Source organism: Bordetella bronchialis (genome assembly GCF_001676705.1).
Taxonomy (GTDB): domain Bacteria; phylum Pseudomonadota; class Gammaproteobacteria; order Burkholderiales; family Burkholderiaceae_B; genus Bordetella_C; species Bordetella_C bronchialis.
Window position 1 is genome coordinate 3,098,364 of the sequence record NZ_CP016170.1, and the last position, 17,940, is coordinate 3,116,303.

Below are 17,940 nucleotides of genomic sequence, written 5' to 3' on the forward strand. Positions count from 1 at the left end.
TTCCCCGCCCGGCGCCGCATGATGGCGGCGAGCACAACCATGGGGGAGAAAATCCATGCGGGACAGTCCCAATTCCACCGCGGCGACATTCAATTACGGCGTCGTCCGCCGCTTCGCCTTGATGACCATCGTCTGGGGCATCGTCGGCATGGCCGTCGGCGTGCTGATCGCGGCGCAGCTTATCTGGCCGTCCCTGAACTTCGACACGTCCTGGCTCAGCTATGGCCGGCTGCGTCCGCTGCACACCAATGCCGTCATCTTCGCGTTCGGCGGCTGTGGCCTGTTCGCCACCTCCTACTACGTCGTCCAGCGCACCTGCCAGGCACGGCTGTTCTGCGGGTGGCTGGCCGAGTTCACCTTCTGGGGCTGGCAGGCGGTGATCGTCGCCGCGGCCATCACCCTGCCCATGGGGCTGACCAGCAGCAAGGAATACGCCGAACTGGAATGGCCCATCGACATCCTGATCACGCTGGTGTGGGTGGCCTACGCCATCGTCTTCTTCGGCACCATCGTCAAGCGCAGGGTCCGGCACATCTACGTGGCCAACTGGTTCTTCGGCGCCTACATCCTGACGATCGCCATCCTGCATATCGTCAACAACGTCGAAATGCCGGTCACGCTTTGGAAGTCCTATTCCGCCTACGCGGGCGTGCAGGACGCCATGGTGCAGTGGTGGTACGGCCACAACGCGGTGGGCTTTTTCCTGACGACGAGCTTCCTGGGCATGATGTATTACTTCGTGCCCAAGCAGGCCGGCCGGCCCATCTACTCCTACCGCCTTTCCATCGTGCACTTCTGGGCCCTGGCCTTCACGTATATGTGGGCCGGGCCGCACCACCTGCTGTATACCTCGCTGCCGGACTGGACGCAGTCGCTGGGCATGACGTTTTCGCTGGTCCTGCTGGCGCCATCGTGGGGCGGCATGATCAACGGCATTCTTACCCTGCAAGGTGCATGGCACCGCCTGCGCACCGACCCGATCCTGAAGTTCCTGGTCACCGCGCTGTCGTTCTATGGCATGGCGACGTTCGAAGGTTCGATGATGTCGATCCGCAGCGTCAATGCGCTGTCCCACTACACCGACTGGACCATCGGCCATGTGCATTCCGGCGCGCTGGGATGGGTCGCCATGATCACCTTCGGTTCGCTTTACTACCTGATCCCGCGCCTGTACGGCCGGGACCGCATGTATAGCGTGCGCGCCATCGAGCTGCATTTCTGGATCGCCACCCTGGGCGTGGTCCTGTACATCGCCGCCATGTGGACAGCGGGCGTGCAGCAAGGCCTGATGTGGCGCGCCACCGCGCCGGACGGCACGCTGGTCTACAGCTTCGTCGAGGAATTGAAAACCCGCATTCCCTATTACCTGATCCGTCTGCTGGGCGGGGCGATGTTCCTGGGCGGCGTGGTGATCATGGCCTGGAATACGTGGATGACCGTCCGGTCGGCCACGGCCGTCGACCCCGCGATCCCCGAACCCCAACCGGCTTCGCCACCCGCCGGCACGCCGCTGCCCCGGCCGGCCGTTGCCACCACCCCAGCCTGAAGGGCCGAGCATGACGACCGGAAAATCCTCATTCTTCTCGCACCACACGCTGGAGAAAAACATCGGCCTGATGATCGCCGCCACCATCGCCGTGGTGTCGATGGCGGGACTGGTGCAGATCATCCCGCTGTTCTACCAGCATTCGACCACCGAGGCCGAAGCGGGCGTGGAGCCCTACTCCCCGCTGCGCCTGATGGGCCGCGATATCTATATCCGCGAGGGCTGTGTCAGCTGCCATTCCCAGCAGGTGCGCATGCTGCAATCGGAGGTCCAGCGCTACGGCTCGTACTCCACCGCCGGCGAGTCGGTCTTCGACCATCCCTTCCTGTGGGGTTCCAAGCGCACCGGGCCCGACCTGGCGCGCGTGGGCGGACGCTATTCCGATGCCTGGCAGCGCGAGCACCTGCGCGATCCCCGCGCGGTCGTTCCCGAGTCCAATATGCCCGCCTATCCCTGGCTGCGGTCCGCGCCGCTGGCGGGGCAGAACGTCGGCGACCGCATGCGCGCCCTGCGCCGGCTGGGCGTGCCCTATTCCGACAAGGACATCGCCGACGCGCCGCGGGCCCTGGCGGGCAAGACCGAGGAAGACGCCCTGGTGGCCTACCTGCAGGGCCTGGGCCTGGAGGCGCGCAAGGGCGCCGCCACGCCGCGCGGCGCGGCGCCGGTTGCCGGAGCGGCCGCAGCGGCCACGCCATCCTCCACCGGAAACTGAATCATGGCCTATCTGACCGCCATCGTTACCGCCATTTCCATGGCCACCTTCCTGGGCATCATCGCGTGGGCCTGGTCCAAGGGGCGCCAGCCGGCGAACCGGGCGTCCGCCCTGCTCCCCTTCGCCCTGCCCGACGAATCCATCGCCCGGGACGCCCGCAAAGGAAACCCGCATGAGTGACTTCATCGCCCCTTTCTGGGGCTACTTCGTCGGCATCGTCGCCATGGGCGGCATCGTCTGGTGCGTATGGCTGCTGTTCACCCAGCGCCGCTGGCTGGGCAGCGCCCCGGCCAACGAGGCGCCCGACACCGGCCATGTCTGGGACGGCGACCTGACCGAGCTGAACAACCCCGTACCGCGCTGGTGGACCGTCATGTACCTGCTGCTGTGTGTGTTCGCGGTGGGCTACCTGGTACTTTTTCCGGGGCTGGGACATTACGCCGGCACCCTGCGCTACACCAGCGCGGACGACCTGATGCGCCAGCAGGCCGCGCAGGAAGCCGCCACGCGGCCCTTGTACGCCCGCTATGAAGCAATGCCGGTGCCGGCCATCGCCCGCGATGCCCAGGCGCTGGAAATCGGCCAGCGCCTGTTCCTGGCCAATTGCGCGCAGTGCCACGGCTCCGACGCCAGGGGCGCGCCGGGCTTCCCCAACCTGACCGACGGCGACTGGCTGTATGGCGGCTCGCCCGAGGCCATCCTGCAAACCATCACCCATGGCCGGCACGGTGTCATGCCGGCCTGGAGCGGCGTGATCGATGCCCGCACGGCCTCGGATATCGCCGACTACGTGCGGTCCTTGTCCGGCCTGGGCGGGGACCGCTCACGGGTGTTCAGCGGCAAGGAGGCCTACGGCACCTACTGCGTGGCTTGCCACGGCGAGGACGCCAAGGGCAACCAGGCGCTGGGCGCGCCCAACCTGACGGACGACGTGTGGCTGTACGGCGGCTCGCAGCGCGCCATCGAGACCACCATCCTGAACGGCCGCGACAGCCGCATGCCGGCGCAGGACGGCATCCTGACCCCGGCCCAGATCCGCATCCTGACGGCCTGGGTCTGGCGGCAGTCCCATCCCGACGATGCCGCCGCGCGCGCCGGCCCGCCCGCCGCCGCCGCACCGGCCGGCAAGGCGGAGGCGCCGGCCGCCGTCTCGCTGAACGCGCCATGAACACGGTCGACGCCAAGATCTACGCCCGCTCCGTCCGCGGCACCTTTGCCACCTGGCGCGTCGTCTTCGTTTTCCTGACGCAGGCCCTGTTCTACGGCCTGCCCTGGCTGCAATGGGACGGCCGGCAGGCCGTGCTGTTCGACCTGGGCGCGCGCCGCTTCTACCTGTTCGGCCTGGTGCTCTGGCCGCAGGATATGGTCTACCTGGCGGTCCTGCTGGTCATTTCCGCGCTGGCCCTGTTCCTGTTCACGGCCCTGGCCGGCCGGCTGTTCTGCGGCTACGCCTGTCCGCAAACCGTGTACTCCGAGATCTTCGCCTGGATAGAACGCAGGATCGAAGGCGACCGCGCGGCGCGCCTGCGCCTGGACCAGGGGCCATGGACCGCGCGCAAGCTGCGGCTCAAGGCCGCCAAGCACCTGCTATGGCTGGGCATCGCCTGGTGGACGGGCAGTACCTTCATCGGCTACTTCGCGCCCATCCGCCAGCTGGCGCACGATCTGTTCGCCCTGCAGCTGGGTCCCTGGCAATGGTTCTGGATCGTCTTCTACAGCCTGGCCACGTGGGGCAACGCCGGCTTCCTGCGGGAATCCGTATGCAAGTACATGTGCCCGTACGCGCGCTTCCAGAGCGTCATGGTCGACCGCGACACCTTCGTGGTGACCTACGACAAGGGGCGCGGCGAACCGCGCGGCGGCCGCTCCCGCCATGCGGACCGCGCGGCCCTGGGCGTGGGCGATTGCGTCGATTGCCACTGGTGCGTGCAGGTCTGTCCCACCGGCATCGACATCCGCAACGGCCTGCAGTACCTGTGCATAGGCTGCGGGGCATGCGTCGACGCCTGCAACGACGTCATGAAGAAAATGGATTACGCACCCGGCCTGATCCGCTATGCGTCCGAGCGCGCCGTCAGCGCGGGCCTGACGCGCGGGGCCGCCCTGCGCAGGCTGCTGCGTCCGCGCACGCTGGTGTACGGCACGCTGCTGGCCGCGCTGTCCGCCGGCCTGATGACGGCCTTGTGGCTGCGTCCCGTGCTGCGCATGGACGTCATCCGCGACCGCGGTGCGCTGGGACGGGAGGTGGCGGGCGGCATGATCGAAAACGTCTATCGCCTGCAGTTCATCAACACCTCCGGGGCGCCGCTGGACATCGCGCTTTCCGCCCACGGACTGGACGGCCTGGCCATGGCCCTGCCCGCCGGCGGCGCGACGGTCCGGGTGGATGCGCTGGACAACAAGGTGGTCGCCGCCGTGGCGCGCGCGCCGGCGGCCGGCGCCGCCCCCGGCGCCCACCGCATCGTCATCCATGCCACGGCCGCGCGCGCGGACGGCGGCATGCTAGAGACCGACGAACCCGCCAGCTTCTTCATCCCCGAATAGCCCGCCGGCTCTCTCGCGGCCCCGCACCGGACCTGCCATGAACGATCATTCCGCCTCTTCCCGCCCCTGGTACCGCGAACCGTGGCCCTGGATACTCATGGCCGGCCCCGCGGCGGCGCTGGCGGCCTGCATCGTGACCGTCTACCTGGCAACGGTGCGCCATGCCGACCCGCCCATTACCGAAGGGGCGACGCGCGAAGGCCTGGTGGTGCGCCGCATCGCGGCGCCGATCCCGCCCGCGTCCCCGCCCACGAAAATCGAAGCGGACCGCCAGGCCGGGGGATAGGGCCGGGACCGCCTGCTACATCAGCAAGCCGTTTTCGGCGGCGTAGCGGGCCAGTTCGGCGTTGCTGCGCACGCCCATCTTTTCCAGGATGCGGGCGCGGTAGGTGGTGACCGTCTTGGGACTGAGATGCAGGACTTCCGCGATGCGCGCCAGGCTCTCGCCCTTGGCGATCATTTTCAGGACTTCCAGCTCGCGATTGGACAGCGATTCATGCGTGGCCGTGCCCGCGCCACCCATCATCATGGCGAAGCGCTCCATCAGCGAAGGGCTGACGTACTTGCCGCCGGCGGCCGCCTTGCGCACGGCCTCGATCAGCGTGGCGGTGGGGCTGTCCTTGGTCAGATAGCCGGCGGCGCCCAGTTTCAGGGCCCGCACGGCGTAGATGTCCTCGGCGTAGGTGCTCAGGACGAGCACGGCCAATGCGGGGCGCTCGGCCCGCAGGGACTGCAGCAGGTGCAGCCCGTTCTTGCCCGGCATCGCGATGTCGATCAGGGCAACGTCGAAGTCCTGCTCGCGCACGCGCTCCAGGGCCTGCGCGGCGTTCTCGGCTTCTCCGGTCACGCGGATATCGGTGGCCGAGCTCAGCATGAGGCGCACGCCGTTGCGCACCACGGTGTGGTCGTCCACCAGCAGGACGTCTATGAATTCACCGGCCATCGACATTTCCCAGAAACAGGACGTCGATTTTAACGCCGGGCGGCGCGGGGTTGCCGCGCCGGCAAACGCCTACCTGCCTGCCGCGGACGCGCGCTCTTCGTGATGCGGCACCAGCATGACGGGGCAACTGGACAAGCGGACGAAGGTTTCGGCCACACTGCCCAGCACCAGCCGCTGGAAGCCACGACGGCCGTGCGTGCCCATGACCACAAGGTCCACGCCGGCATCGCCGGCGGCGGCCCGCAGTTGTTCGGCGATGGTCCCGCTGAGCGCGCCCGCGTCCACCATTTTGACTTCCCCCGCCACGCCCGCATCCCGGAACTTGGCCTGGACCTTGTTCAGCACGGTTTGCGCTTCGCTCACCATGGACTCATGGAAAGGCTCCACGTCGATGAAGGCGGACGAATAAATCGAGCTGGGATATTCGACGATATAGACGGCCAGCAGCTTGGCATGCTCGGATTTCGCCAGCGAAATGGCATGGTCCAGCGCGCGCTCGGCCGTGATGCTGCCATCGACGGCAACCAGGATGTGTCGGTACATGGCGCTCTCCTTGGGACGATGAGGCACTGTATCGGTGGCGCGGCCCGGTGGCCTTGATATGCGTCAACGGAAACCGCGGTCGCCGCGCGCTGGTCCCTTGCCGCCCCTTGCCGCCCCTTGCCGCCCCGTCCTGCCCCTAGCCGCTATCGGGGCCCGCCGTCCGCCCGCGTCCCGGCTGTCGCCACCGCGTCGCCCGTGCTATCCCAGCCGCCGCCCAATGCCCGGAACACGCCGACGGCCGCGCGCGCCGAGTCGGCACGCACGCCGTCCAGGTTGTCGCGCGCCACCAGCAGTTGCCGGTCGGCATCCAGCACATCGGTCAGCGTAATGGCGCCGGCCTTGTATGCCTTTTCCGACAGGTCCCGGGCCCGCGTCAGCGCGTCGACCTCCGCGGCCAGTTCCTGGCGCCGCAGCCGGGATTGGTTCAACAGCGTGACCGCGTTCTCCACGTCCTCGGCCGCCTTCAATACCGTCTGCCGATACTGGGCCAAGGCCTCGGCGTAGCCGCCCCTGGCCTGCCGGACTTCGGCATCGACCTTGCCGAAATCGAAAAGCCGCCAGCGCAGGCCCGCCGTTCCCAGGGGCTGGAAAGAGCGGTTGCGGAACAGGCCATTGGTGGTGATGCTGTCGAAGCCCAGCACGCCGGACAGCGTGAGCTTGGGGTAGTAATCGGAGATCGCCGCGCCGATGCGTTCGTTGGATGCCGCCAGGATGCGCTCGGCCGCGATCACGTCCGGCCGCCTGCGCAGGACATCGACCGGGCTGCCGGTATCGGTCATGGCCGGCAGCGACGGGATGTCTCCCTTGCCGTCCAGGATGCGGGCGTAGGTGCCCGGCTGCACGCCCAGCAGCACGTCCAGCCGGTTCAGCTGCGCCTCCAGCGCGATACGCAGCAGCGGCACGGTCGACCTGGCCTGGCTGAGCAGCGCCTCGGCCTGCGCGACCTCGCGGTCGTCGGCGGCCCCCAGTTGCCGCCTGAGCCTGACCAGGTCCAGCAGGCGGCTGTCGGTATCGATCTGGTCCAGGGCCACGGCCAGGCGGGACTGGAAGCCCCGCACCTGCACATACGCATCCGCGGCATCCGCCGCCACCGTCACCCGGGTGCCGATGCGCGCCGCTTCGGCGGCCTGGGCCTCCGCCAGGGCGGCCGCGGCGTTGCGGCGCAGGCCGCCGGCCAGGTCGATTTCCCAGGTCGCGGCCGCGCCCAGCGTGTATTCGCGCTGGTTCCTGTCGTAGCCGGGAAGCCCGCGGGCCAGGGTGCCCAGGGGGCTTTGCAGGCTTTGCCGCAAGGCCGTGGCCGAGGCGTTCGCATCCACCGTGGGCAGCAGCGCCGCGCCGGCGGCCTGCGCCGCCGCCCTTGCCTGGTCGACCCGCGCCAGGGCCGCGGCCAGGTCCAGGTTCTGCTCCAGCGCGCGCTGGACGACGGACACCAGCAAGGGATCGTCGAATCCCTCCCACCAGCGATCCAGCGCGGGCGCCGCCCGGGATGCGGGCGTTCCGGCCGGCGCCTGCAAGGCTGTATGGAAAGGCGCCAGCGGGGTATCGGGCCGGGAATAGTCCGGCCCCACCGCGCAGCCGGCCAGGGCCACGGCCAGGGACAATCCGGCCAGCTTGCGGACATCGAGATATCGGTGCATGAAGTCTTCCATGATGCTATCGGACCTGAGGAATCGTCTTGTGGAGGGCGCGTTCGGCGGGCAGGCCGTCATGGCCGCCGGCGCCGCCGGACGCATCCGGGCCGGACGCAGCTGCCCCGGACGCAACCACGCCGGACGCAACCCCGCCGGACACATCCAAACCGGACGCGCGCTCATGCCGGGCGGGAGACGCCGAGCGGCCGCCGAAGCGTTGGATGAAGATGTAGAACGCCGGCGTGAACAGCAGGCCGAAGGCCGTCACGCCCAACATGCCGAAGAACACCGCCGTGCCCAGGGATTGGCGCATCTCCGCGCCCGCGCCGGTGGCCAGGGTCAAGGGCGCCACGCCCAGGATGAAGGCCAGGGACGTCATCAGGATGGGGCGCAGGCGGGTACGCGCCGCGTGCACGGCGCCCTCCACCGCCGAGACGCCCCGTTCGTCCTGGTGCTGCCGGGCGAACTCGACGATCAGGATGGCGTTCTTGGCGGCCAGCCCGATCAGCACGACGAAGCCGATCTGCGCCAGGATGTCGACGGGCAATCCCCTCATGGACAGGCCCGTCACCGACGCCAGGATGCACATCGGCACGATCAGGATGATGGCCAGCGGCAGCCGCCAGCTTTCATACTGCGCCACCAGCACCAGGAAGCAGAACAGCGCCGCCGCCGCGAACACCAGCGCGGTGGGCGTACCGCCCTGCTGCTGCTGGAAGGCGAGCTCCGTCCACTCGAAGTCCATGCCGCGCGGCAGCACCTCGCGGGCAAGCTGCTCCATGCGCCGCAGCGCAATGCCGGAGGCCACGCCGGGGGCGGCGGCGCCCTGCACTTCGGCCGCGGGATACAGGTTGTAGCGCGGCACCCGGTAAGGGATGGTCCTGTCCTCGATGGACGCGACCGTGCCGATCGGCACCATGTCGCCCGCGTCGTTGCGGGCCTTCAATCGCGTGATGTCCTGGGCATTGCGGCGGAACTCGCCGTCGGCCTGGGCGATCACCTGGTAGGTACGGCCCAGATAATTGAAGTCGTTGACATACTGCGATCCCAGGTAAAGCTGCAGTGTCGAGAACACATCCGTCGGTTTCAGTCCCACCTTCTCCGTCTTGACGCGGTCGATGTCGGCGAAGATCGACGGCGAGCCCGCGTTGTACAGCGTGAAGACACCGGCCAGCGCGGGATCCTTGTTCGCCGCGGCGACCAGCTTCCTGGCGGCGTCCACCAGTGCCTGCGGTCCCAGGCCCGCACGGTCCTCGATCATCATCTTGAACCCGCCGGCGTTGCCCAGGCCCTGCACCGGCGGCGGCGGGATGGTCAGTACGTAGGCGTCCTTGATGACGGACAGGCGGCGGCGCAGGTCGGCCAGGACGGTGTTCGCGGTCATGCCGGGGACATCGTGGCTGTACAGCGAAGGCAGGCCGGTGAATACCGTGCCCGAGTTCGACGCCACGGTATTTGTGGTGGCGTCCAGCCCGACGAACGGCGCCACGTGCTCGATGCCCGGCGTGCCCAGCGCGATATCGATCACCTGCCGCACGACTTTCTCCGTGCGGTCCAGCGAGGCGCCCGGCGGCAGTTGCACGATGGTGATGAGATAGCCCTGGTCCTGCTCCGGAATGAAGCCCGTCGGCGTGCGCTCCAGCTGCAGGCCTGTCAGTCCGATCAAGCCCACATAGACCACCAGCACCAGGGCCAGCACCCGCGCCAGCCGCCGCGTCAGATGTCCATATCCCATGGACATGCGGTCGAAGCCCCGGTTGAACCGCGCGAAGCCCGCATCCAGCATGCGGCGCACCGCATTGCGCGGCCTGGCGGCCGTGTCGTGCTTTTTGAAGAGCACCGCGCACAGGGCCGGGCTCAGCGTCAGCGAGACGATGCACGAAATAATGGTGGAGGCCGCGATGGTGATCGCGAACTGCCGGAAGAAAATCCCGGCGATGCCGCTCAGGAAGGCCGCCGGGACGAACACCGCGCAAAGCGTCAGGGCGATGGAGATCAGCGCGCCGCCCACTTCGTCCATGGTCCGGTGCGCCGCCTGGAACGGCGACATGCCGGCCTGGATATTGCGCTCGACGTTCTCGACCACGACGATGGCGTCGTCCACCACGATACCCACCGCCAGCACCAGGCCGAACAGCGACAGATTGTTCAGCGAGATCCCGCAGGCATACAGCACGATGAAGGAGCCGAGCAGCGAGATCGGGATGGCGACCACCGGCACGATGGTCGCGCGCCAGTTCTGCAGGAACAGGAACACCACCGCCACCACCAGGACGATGGCCTCCAGGATGGTGCGGATCACCTCGTCCACCGATTTGCCGATGAATACGGTGGGGTCGTAAATGATCTTGTAGTCGACCCCAGGCGGGAAATCCTTTGCCAGCGTCCGCATGGCGCCGAGCACGCTGTGCTCCACATCCAGCGAATTGGCGCCCGGCTGGGCGTAGATCAACAGCGCCGCCGCATCGTTGCGGTCCATGAAGGCCGTCGATCCGTAGTCGGCCGCGCCCACCTCCACCCTGCCGATATCCCGCACGCGGGTCACCCGGCCCTGTCCATCGGACTTGATGACGATGTCGGCGAACTCCTTGGGCGTGGTCAGCCGCCCCAGCACCTCGACATTGATCTGGTAGGCCTCGGGCCGTGGCGTGGGCGGCTGGTTCAGCACGCCCGCCGACACCTGCAGGTTCTGCTGGCGCAGGGCCGCCAGGATTTCGCTGGCGTTCAGATTGTTGGCGGCCGCCTTGTCCGGATCGATCCAGATCCGCATGGCGTACTCGCGCCCGCCGACGAACTGCACGTCCCCCACGCCGGGAATGCGCGCCAGCACGTCCTTGATATGCAGCGTCGCGTAATTCGACAGATAGAGCGTGTCCCGCGTGCTGTCGGGCGAAAACACATGCACCGCCAGCAGGATGCTGGGCGTGGCCTTGCGCACCTGCACCCCCAGCCGCTGTACGTCTTCCGGCAGGCGTTGCAGCGCGTTCTGCACGCGGTTCTGCGTCAGGTTCTGCGCCACGTTCAGGTCCGTGCCGATGCGGAACGTCACCGTGATGGTGAGCTTGCCGTCGCCCGTGGACTGGCTGCTCATATAGAGCATGTTCTCCACGCCGTTGATCTGCTGCTCCAGCGGTGTCGCCACGGTCCGCGCGATCGTCTCGGCGGAGGCGCCGGGGTACGAGGTGGTCACCTGCACGGTGGGCGGCACGATCTCCGGATATTGCGCCACGGGCAGGACGAACAGCGCGCCCAGCCCGAGCAGGGTCAGGAAGCAGCTGACCACCGTCGCGAAGCGCGGGCGGTCGATGAAAAAGTGAGCGATGCGCATGATGGCGGTCAATCCTGCATACGGTCGGCGCCGGCTTCGATCGCCGCGGCGCGCGTGCCGACCTTGGCGCCGGGCACTGCGTAGGGCAAGCCGCCCACGATGACCCGGTCATGCTCGGACAGCCCGCTCTTGATGACGCGCAGACCCTTGCGAAGATCGCCGGTCTGCACGGTCCGGGGCGTGACGGTCCCGTCCTGGTCCACCACCATGACGACATGGCGGGACTGGTCCGGCAGGACCGCCGCGTCGGGCACCAGCAGCGCCGTCGTGGGCCGGTCCACCACCACTTGAAGCCGCGCGAACTCGCCGGGTGTCAGGCGCAGGCCGGTATTCGGCACCGTGGCGCGGGCGCGTATGGTGCCGCTGGCCCGGTCCAGCACGTTGTCGATGAAATCGAACTTGCCCTGGGTGGAATATTCCTTGTCGCCGCCCGGCGCCAGTTGCACCGCGTCGGACGCGCGTTCCGGATGCTGGACCCGGTAGCGCGACAAAGTCTGGTAGTCCGCTTCGCTCAAGTCGAAGTTCAGGTAGATGGGGTCCAGCGACACCAGCGTGGCCAGCAAGGTCGTCGGGCTGCTGGCCGCGCGGCTGCCCGCCACCAGGTTGCCCACCGAAACCCGGTGATTGCCGATGCGGCCCGTAAAGGGCGCGGTAATGCGGCAACGGTCCAGATCGAATTGGGCGTCATCCACCTCCGCGTGGGCGGCCGCGACGGCCGCCTGGGCCACCTGCCGGTCGGCGCGGCGCTGCTCGGAATTCTGGACGGTGCCGGCATTTCCCTGTTCGAGCGCGACCGCCCGCCGCAATTCGCTGTCCGCCAGCGCGAGACGGGCCCGCGCCGTGTCCAGCTGCGCCTTGGCGCGTGCCAGGCGGATCTCGTAGGGCTTGGGGTCGATGGTGAACAGCAAGGCGCCCTTGCGCACCACATCGCCGTCGCGGAAGTAGATGCCGGTCAGCGTGCCGCCGACCTGCGGCCGCAGCTCCACCTGGTCGACGGCGGAAAACTGTCCCAGCGCGCCGATGCGGGTGTCCACCTGCTCCACCAGGGGCGTGGCCACGGCCACTTCCGGCAAGGCCTTGGGGGCGGCGGCCACCGCCTTGGTTTCCGGCCACAGATAGCTCGCGCCCGAGACGGCCACGGCCGCGACGGCCCCGATCGCCACCAGGGTCACCAGTCGCCGGCGCGGCGAACGCGTACCGCCCCCATCCTCGCCAAGCTGCCCATCGGCCACCACGGGGCGGCCATCCGCCCGGTCTTCCGGGCCAGCGCCCGGCAAATCTTCCGCTTTCACCGCTCGATCCTTGTAAAACCACGCGCACCGGCCCAGGCGCAGCCGGTGCGATCGCATCGATTGAAGAGTGGCGACATCGGCGGACGGCCCGGTCCTTGCCGGGGATGCGCCGTTTGATAGATGTCGTTTGACATCTATCATAGCGTTAGATGATGATCGACACCTAAATCCCGTGCGGCGTGTGGGTGCTTTTGGACCCCGATGATGGTGCAAAGCAACAGTGCCCTGCGGCCGCGGCGTCAACCCGGCGGAAGCACGGGGCATGCGGCTTGCTCGACCGCCTGTCCACTACGCCGAGGAAACCATGCACGCTCCCACTTCGTCTTCCCCCGACACGCAGGCTCCCTTTTTCCTGGACCGCGAGGCCGCCGCGCAGGCGCTCGCGCTCGTCATGCCCGCCATCGAGGCATCGCTGGACAATCCCGCCGTGGGGGAAAGCGGCGTGCTGTGCATTGTCGTGATGAATCCCGCGCTGCGGCCCTGGGAAGCCGCCTTCGAGGACGCCATCCTGCTGGAACATGCCGCCGGCCGCGACCGCGAAACCTGGGACGCCGACTACGCCGCCTACGCCCGCGCCAAGGCGCGCACCGCCTGGCGATCGGGCCTGGACACGCACGCCCTGGCCACCCAGGCCCCGCACCTGCTGCGGGCCGGCGACGCCGGCGTGTGGGGCAGCGCCATCGTGGACGGCATCGTGGTCGCCACCAGCGGCGCCAATCCTTGGTACGACGAAGCCTTTTCCGGCGCCATCGCGTACGCGCTGCGGGCCGTGGCCAAGAGCCGTGCCCTGGCCCACCCGTCCGCCTTGAAGCTGGAGTGAGCGGCGCGCGGCGGCCGCCCGGCCGGGCTCGGATGGCGCCGCTTCGTCCCGGCGCGCCACGCCAACTCAGCCCGGCGGGTCTTCGAGGCGGCGCGCCACGCCGGTTCAGCCCAGCGCCGCTTCGTAGCGCCGTGCCACCTCGGGCCAATTGATGACGTTGTAGAACGCCGCGATGTACTCCGGCCGCCGGTTCTGGTACTTCAGGTAATACGCGTGTTCCCACACGTCCAGGCCCAGTATCGGCGTATTGCCCGACATCAAGGGGCTGTCCTGGTTGGCCGTGCTTTCCACGACCAGGCGCTGCTGCGGCGTGACGCTCAGCCATGCCCATCCGCTGCCGAACCGCGATATCGCGGCCTTGGTGAAGGCTTCCTTGAATTTCTCCATGCCGCCCAGTTCGCTATCGATGGCGGCCGCCAGGTCGCCCTGCGGCGCGCCGCCGCCATCCGGCGACATGACGGTCCAGAACAGGCTGTGGTTGGCATGGCCGCCGCCGTTGTTGCGCACCGGTCCCCGTACCGCCTCGGGCAGGCGGTCGACGCCGGCCATCAGTTCCTCGATGGGCGGGAAAGGCAGGTTCGCGCCCTCCAGCGCCGCATTGACGTTGTTGATATAGGTCTGGTGATGCTTGGTGTAGTGGATCTCCATGGTCTGCGCATCGATGTGCGGCTCGAGCGCATCGTAGGGATAAGGCAAGGGAGGAAGGTTATAGGCCATGCGACTCTCCAATGATGGGGTCAGTGGGATACAGGAGCCGCCTGCAATGACGAGGGCCGGCGCGCAATGGCCGCCGGTCCCGGCCGGCCGGCATATCGCCCGCGCGACGTGGGTTCCGGGGAAGGGATGAGCATCATTGACGGTCCTGGGCGAAGGCCGGCTGCGCCGCGTCGCCAGTCGCGACACGCCCGCGGCCATCGTCGTGTAGCGTTCGCATGAAGCGTACCGGCGCGGGCCGCGCCAGCTCCAGTTGGCCGGCGCCGCCTGCGTCGCGGGGCGTCGCGGCGGACCTTCGGCGGCGATGTGACGCGGCATGCGCCGGCTTGCGGGCACGCGGCTTGCACCGGGCGGCTGCCACGAAGGAAGCCCATACCATGCTGCTCGCCCCGGCCGACACCCGCCCCGCATCGTCCAAAGACACCAGCGCCGACAGCGCGCCGCCGCCGGACGCCTGCTGCGCCCTGGCGGGCCTGGTCTACGTGGACGACCGCGGCCCCGGCATCACGCGCCGGCTGGCGGGCGAGGTCTACGAGTATTACGACGCCAGCGGCAAGCGCGTCCGCGACCCGGAAGTCATCCGCCGCATCAACGCGCTGGTGATTCCGCCGGCCTACACGGATGTGTGGATATGCCCGGACCCCTCCGGCCATATCCAGGCCACCGGGCGGGACGCGCGGGGCCGCAAGCAATATCGCTACCACGCGTCCTGGCATGCCGTGCGGGACGCCAACAAGTACGAGCAGTTGACGGAATTCGCGCTAGCCTTGCCGCGCATCCGGCGCAAGGTCGAGCGCGACCTGGGCACGCCCGGGCTCACCCACGACAAGGTGGTCGCCGTCGTGGTCCGCCTGCTGGAAACCACGGTGATCCGCATCGGCTCGCAGGCCTATGCGCGCGCCAACGGCTCATATGGGCTGACGACGCTGCGCCGCCGGCATACGACCATCGCCGGCAACCGCATCCGCTTCCGGTTCAAGGGCAAGAGCGGCGTCGAGCATGACGTCACCGTGAACGATCGCCGCATCGCCTCGGTCGTCAAGCGCTGCATGGAAATCAGCGGGCACGAGCTGTTCACGTACCGGGAAGAAGACGGCAGGACGCGGGTGGTGGATTCCGGCTGCGTGAACGACTACCTGCGCCAGGCCGGCAAGGCGGACTTCACCGCCAAGCACTACCGCACCTGGGCCGGCTCGGTGCAGGCCCTGGCGGAATTGAGCAAGCGGCCGTGGACCACGCAGGCCGAGGCCAAGCGCAATGTGGTAGAGGTCGTGAAGGCGGTGGCCAAGCGCCTGGGCAATACGCCCACGGTATGCCGGCAATGCTATATCCATCCCCGCGTACTGGAAGCCTATCTGGCGGGCGAACTGCCGCCGCGCCTGGCCGCGCCCGCCTCGCCGCGCGGGCTGGATGCCGATGAACGGCGGCTGCTGCACTTCCTGGCCAGCCCCCTGCCCCGCGACCGCCAGCAAAGCGGCATGTCGCCGAAGCAAGCGGTCCCGGCGGCGCGCGGCAAGCGGTCGCAAGACAAATCGGCCGCGCGCCCCCGCAAGGCCGCCTCCGCCGGGCGGGCGACGCGGCCGGCGCGCCAGCCGGCGCCCGCGGCCGCCGGCGCCTGAGTTCAAGCCGGATGCGCGTGCGAGGCCTTCGCCAGCATCGCCAGGAATTCACGATTGAAGGCGGGCAGGTCGTCCGGCTTGCGGCTGCTCACCCAATTGCGATCGACCACGACCTCCTGGTCCACCCAGGTGGCGCCGGCGTTGCGCAGGTCGTCCTGCAGGGACGGCCAGCTGGTCAGCGTCCGCCCGCGCGTCACGCCGGCGGAGATCAATAGCCACGGTCCGTGGCAGATCACGCCGATGGGCTTGCCCGCCGCGTCCATGCGGCGCACGAAATCCTGGGCCTTGGGATGGCGGCGGATCTCGTCGGCGTTGACCACGCCGCCGGGCAGCATGACGGCATCGAAGTTCTCCGGTTCGGCGTCCACGTCCATGAAGGTCAGGTCCACCTTTACCGTATCGCCCTTGTCCGTATGCTTGAAGCCCTGGATGGGCTCCAGGTTGTTGGATACGATCACGGCGCGGCCGCCGGCCGCTTCGATCGCATTGCAGGGTTCGACCAGTTCCGCCTGCTCGAAACCGCTGACGGCCAGGATGGCCACCGAGACGTCTTTCAATCCTTCTGCCATTTGCGCACTCCTGAATCGGTTGGGTTCGCGAATCGCCGGCCGTGCCGGCGTTGGCGGGAAGTCCAGCAAGCGGGATGCCGGGTAAACCCGTGGCGACCCGGCCGTCCGCACGATGACAAGGGATGAATAAAACCGGTACAAAGACCGCGGGCCCGGGCCGTCATGGCCCGGTCATCGTGCCCCCGGGGCCGCCGGCGCAGCGTCTCCCGGCGCGGGGCGCCAGGATGCGCCGACCCTCGCAGGAGCCGGACATGAAGCACATCGTGGTCATAGGCGGCGGCTTCGCCGGCCTCTGGAGCGCCGCCGGCGCGGCCCGCATGGCGGACCGGCTGGGCGCGCGCCTGCGCATCGCGCTGGTCAACCTGGACGACCAGCACAGCATACGCGTGCGCAATTACGAGGAAGACCTCGCACCGACGCGCGTACCGCTGCGCGCGGTCCTGGAACCCATCGGCGTGGAATTGCTGGTCGGCGAAGCCATCCGTATCGACACGGCGCAGCGGTCCGTCCAGGTGCGCACCGGCGCGGGCGACCTGCCCTGCGCGTACGACAAGCTGATCCTGGCCAGCGGCAGCCATCTCGTGCGCCCGTCGCTGCCCGGCGCCGATGCCTGCCTGTACGATGTCGACACCTATGCGGCCGCGCTGCGGCTGCGGCGGCACATCGACGGACTGGCGGCCATGCCGCACCGGCCCGGGCAATATACGGCCGTCGTCGTCGGCTCGGGCGCCACCGGAATAGAACTGGCCTGCGAACTGCCCCGGCGCCTGGAGCAAGCCGCCCGCGCCGGCGGCCACGCGGACGCGGCGCGGCCCGTCCGCGTGATTCTGATGGACCGCGGCGCGCGGATCGCCGGCCACCTGGGCGGCGCGCAGCCTGTCATCGAACGCGCCTGCCGCGCGCTGGGGATCGAACTGCTGACGGGCACGTCGGTGGCGGCCGTGGACTTGCGCGGCGTGGACTTGACGAACGGCAGCCGCATCGAGGCCGCCACCGTCATATGGTGCGGCGGCATGCGCGCCAGCGACCTGACCGCCGATATCGGGGCGAAGCGCGATGCCCTGGGACGGCTGTACGTCGACCCCTTCATGCGGGTCCGCGGCGTGGCCGACGTGTTCGCCGCCGGCGACGTGGCCCATGCCCTGATCGACGGCGAGCATCCTTCGGTGATGTCCTGCCAGCACGCGCGGCCCATGGGCCGATACGCGGGACACAATGCGGTATGCGAACTGTTCGGGCTGGAAATGCTGGCGCTCGACATCGATTGGTACACCAACATCATCGACCTCGGGCCGGCCGGCGCCGTGTATGCGCAGGGCTGGGACCGCACCGTGGTCGCCCAGGGCGCGCAGGCCAAGGCCACCAAACAGGTCATCAACCGGCAGCGCATCTATCCGCCGCGCAACGGCAGCCGCGCCGACATCCTGGCCGCCGCGGCGCCCGAAGTGCAGCGCCCGCCACCCCTCAAGCCTGTGTCGGGTTAGCCGGGCCCGGCATGCCGCATCGGCGGTTTTCCCCGGGCGCGCACGGCCCGCGCGCCCGCGATCAAAAGGCTCAAGCGCGTTTTCCCGGATTGCGCCGGAAGACCGATGCCCGGTTCCCACGTTGGGAATATCTTTGCAGTGACCGGCCGGCGTATGGCGGCAACGGCCATACCGCGCCGTACAACGTGGAGGGAC

16 protein-coding genes are annotated in these 17,940 nt (G+C 68.7%); 9 read left to right on the top strand and 7 right to left on the bottom strand.

Translation table 11 applies throughout. The features are described from left to right. The first annotated feature begins 55 nt into the window (after positions 1 to 55). From ccoN to BAU06_RS13750, 6 genes are read left to right on the top strand one after another with little or no spacing between them, the layout of a single operon-like run. A complete protein-coding gene (gene ccoN / locus BAU06_RS13730; protein ID WP_066349960.1) occupies positions 56 to 1,546 on the top strand; it encodes a cytochrome-c oxidase, cbb3-type subunit I in 1,491 nt (496 codons plus the stop codon). Between the two features lie 10 nt (positions 1,547 to 1,556). Next, on the top strand, positions 1,557 to 2,258 hold the full coding sequence (gene ccoO, locus BAU06_RS13735) for a cytochrome-c oxidase, cbb3-type subunit II (protein ID WP_066349961.1): 702 nt from the start codon (positions 1,557 to 1,559) through the stop codon (positions 2,256 to 2,258). Beyond that, the gene (locus tag BAU06_RS13740; RefSeq protein WP_082988209.1) at positions 2,259 to 2,438 is read left to right on the top strand and encodes a cbb3-type cytochrome oxidase subunit 3; all 180 of its coding nucleotides are present in this window, start codon (positions 2,259 to 2,261) and stop codon (positions 2,436 to 2,438) included. It begins immediately after the preceding gene. Further along, entirely contained in the window at positions 2,431 to 3,426 is a 996-nt protein-coding gene (ccoP, locus tag BAU06_RS26205; RefSeq protein ID WP_082993679.1) for a cytochrome-c oxidase, cbb3-type subunit III, read from the top strand. Before BAU06_RS13740 ends, ccoP begins: the two co-directional genes overlap by 8 nt. Beyond that, entirely contained in the window at positions 3,315 to 4,802 is a 1,488-nt protein-coding gene (gene ccoG, locus BAU06_RS13745; RefSeq protein ID WP_415834860.1) for a cytochrome c oxidase accessory protein CcoG, read from the top strand. The genes ccoP and ccoG overlap by 112 nt, the downstream gene beginning before the upstream one ends. 37 nt (positions 4,803 to 4,839) lie before the next feature. Further along, complete coding sequence (locus tag BAU06_RS13750; RefSeq protein WP_066349965.1) at positions 4,840 to 5,088, top strand: lipoprotein; 249 nt, start codon at positions 4,840 to 4,842, stop codon at positions 5,086 to 5,088. A 15-nt stretch (positions 5,089 to 5,103) separates the two neighbouring features. Here the strand turns inward: BAU06_RS13750 and BAU06_RS13755 are convergent, their stop codons facing one another. From BAU06_RS13755 to BAU06_RS13775, 5 genes are all read right to left on the bottom strand, one after another. Then, a complete protein-coding gene (locus BAU06_RS13755) occupies positions 5,104 to 5,745 on the bottom strand; it encodes a response regulator (protein WP_066349967.1) in 642 nt (213 codons plus the stop codon). Positions 5,746 to 5,814: 69 nt separating this feature from the next. After that, on the bottom strand, positions 5,815 to 6,288 hold the full coding sequence (locus BAU06_RS13760) for a universal stress protein (RefSeq protein WP_066349968.1): 474 nt from the start codon (positions 6,286 to 6,288) through the stop codon (positions 5,815 to 5,817). Positions 6,289 to 6,431: 143 nt separating this feature from the next. Next, positions 6,432 to 7,925: an efflux transporter outer membrane subunit gene (locus BAU06_RS13765; protein WP_066359043.1), complete on the bottom strand. Its 1,494-nt coding sequence runs from the start codon at positions 7,923 to 7,925 to the stop codon at positions 6,432 to 6,434. A 16-nt stretch (positions 7,926 to 7,941) separates the two neighbouring features. Beyond that, positions 7,942 to 11,247: an efflux RND transporter permease subunit gene (locus tag BAU06_RS13770; protein ID WP_082993873.1), complete on the bottom strand. Its 3,306-nt coding sequence runs from the start codon at positions 11,245 to 11,247 to the stop codon at positions 7,942 to 7,944. A gap of 8 nt (positions 11,248 to 11,255) precedes the next feature. Then, positions 11,256 to 12,539 (bottom strand): efflux RND transporter periplasmic adaptor subunit, encoded by a 1,284-nt coding sequence (locus tag BAU06_RS13775; RefSeq protein WP_231933876.1) that lies wholly within the window; start codon positions 12,537 to 12,539, stop codon positions 11,256 to 11,258. Between the two features lie 304 nt (positions 12,540 to 12,843). On the opposite strand from BAU06_RS13775, the gene BAU06_RS13780 reads away from it, so the two are divergent. Further along, positions 12,844 to 13,359 carry a hypothetical protein gene (locus tag BAU06_RS13780; RefSeq protein ID WP_066349969.1) on the top strand — a complete coding sequence of 172 codons (516 nt, stop codon included), beginning with the start codon at positions 12,844 to 12,846 and terminating at the stop codon, positions 13,357 to 13,359. Positions 13,360 to 13,464: 105 nt separating this feature from the next. Here the strand turns inward: BAU06_RS13780 and BAU06_RS13785 are convergent, their stop codons facing one another. Further along, complete coding sequence (locus BAU06_RS13785; protein WP_066349974.1) at positions 13,465 to 14,076, bottom strand: superoxide dismutase; 612 nt, start codon at positions 14,074 to 14,076, stop codon at positions 13,465 to 13,467. A 374-nt stretch (positions 14,077 to 14,450) separates the two neighbouring features. On the opposite strand from BAU06_RS13785, the gene BAU06_RS13790 reads away from it, so the two are divergent. Further along, entirely contained in the window at positions 14,451 to 15,692 is a 1,242-nt protein-coding gene (locus BAU06_RS13790; RefSeq protein ID WP_066349976.1) for a DNA topoisomerase IB, read from the top strand. Positions 15,693 to 15,694: 2 nt separating this feature from the next. On the opposite strand, the gene BAU06_RS13795 is transcribed toward BAU06_RS13790, so the two are convergent. Continuing rightward, positions 15,695 to 16,261, bottom strand: coding sequence for a type 1 glutamine amidotransferase domain-containing protein (locus tag BAU06_RS13795; RefSeq protein WP_066349980.1), 567 nt, complete (start codon positions 16,259 to 16,261; stop codon positions 15,695 to 15,697). Between the two features lie 251 nt (positions 16,262 to 16,512). Between BAU06_RS13795 and BAU06_RS13800 the strand changes: the two genes are divergently transcribed. Next, positions 16,513 to 17,745, top strand: coding sequence for an NAD(P)/FAD-dependent oxidoreductase (locus tag BAU06_RS13800; RefSeq protein ID WP_066349984.1), 1,233 nt, complete (start codon positions 16,513 to 16,515; stop codon positions 17,743 to 17,745). The last annotated feature ends 195 nt before the right edge of the window (positions 17,746 to 17,940 follow it).

Excerpts from the sequence above, each read along its gene's own strand:
- ccoN (WP_066349960.1), top strand. The coding sequence starts at position 56 with ATGCGGGACAGTCCCAATTCCACCGCGGCGACATTCAATTACGGCGTC.
- ccoO (WP_066349961.1), top strand. The coding sequence starts at position 1,557 with ATGACGACCGGAAAATCCTCATTCTTCTCGCACCACACGCTGGAGAAA.
- ccoP (WP_082993679.1), top strand. The coding sequence starts at position 2,431 with ATGAGTGACTTCATCGCCCCTTTCTGGGGCTACTTCGTCGGCATCGTC.
- BAU06_RS13750 (WP_066349965.1), top strand. The coding sequence starts at position 4,840 with ATGAACGATCATTCCGCCTCTTCCCGCCCCTGGTACCGCGAACCGTGG.
- BAU06_RS13755 (WP_066349967.1), bottom strand. The coding sequence starts at position 5,745 with ATGGCCGGTGAATTCATAGACGTCCTGCTGGTGGACGACCACACCGTG.
- BAU06_RS13760 (WP_066349968.1), bottom strand. The coding sequence starts at position 6,288 with ATGTACCGACACATCCTGGTTGCCGTCGATGGCAGCATCACGGCCGAG.
- BAU06_RS13765 (WP_066359043.1), bottom strand. The coding sequence starts at position 7,925 with ATGCACCGATATCTCGATGTCCGCAAGCTGGCCGGATTGTCCCTGGCC.
- BAU06_RS13770 (WP_082993873.1), bottom strand. The coding sequence starts at position 11,247 with ATGCGCATCGCTCACTTTTTCATCGACCGCCCGCGCTTCGCGACGGTG.
- BAU06_RS13780 (WP_066349969.1), top strand. The coding sequence starts at position 12,844 with ATGCACGCTCCCACTTCGTCTTCCCCCGACACGCAGGCTCCCTTTTTC.
- BAU06_RS13785 (WP_066349974.1), bottom strand. The coding sequence starts at position 14,076 with ATGGCCTATAACCTTCCTCCCTTGCCTTATCCCTACGATGCGCTCGAG.
- BAU06_RS13790 (WP_066349976.1), top strand. The coding sequence starts at position 14,451 with ATGCTGCTCGCCCCGGCCGACACCCGCCCCGCATCGTCCAAAGACACC.
- BAU06_RS13795 (WP_066349980.1), bottom strand. The coding sequence starts at position 16,261 with ATGGCAGAAGGATTGAAAGACGTCTCGGTGGCCATCCTGGCCGTCAGC.
- BAU06_RS13800 (WP_066349984.1), top strand. The coding sequence starts at position 16,513 with ATGAAGCACATCGTGGTCATAGGCGGCGGCTTCGCCGGCCTCTGGAGC.